General features: G+C 42.7%; 1 protein-coding gene. It reads left to right on the plus strand.

The features are described from left to right. On the plus strand, nt 1-206 hold a 206-nt coding region (locus tag V6252_RS13825), incomplete at both ends, for an aldehyde dehydrogenase family protein (protein WP_341610804.1).

Here is a 206-nt window from a genome sequence, read left to right on the forward strand (position 1 = left end):
AAACATAGCGCCAATTATAGTGTCGTTCACAGGTTCGACCTCAGTGCGCAAACATTTCGGTGAGTTGGCCATTGGTGGTGAATACATCAAACAAGTGGCGCTTGAATTGGGTTGCAACAGTCCATTTGTGGTACTAAAAGATGCTGATATTGAGCAAGCAGTAAAAGAAGCCGCCTTTGGTAAATTCTTACATCAAGGTCAAATCT

Source organism: Psychrobacter proteolyticus (genome assembly GCF_038155145.1).
Classification (GTDB): Bacteria; Pseudomonadota; Gammaproteobacteria; order Pseudomonadales; family Moraxellaceae; genus Psychrobacter; species Psychrobacter proteolyticus_B.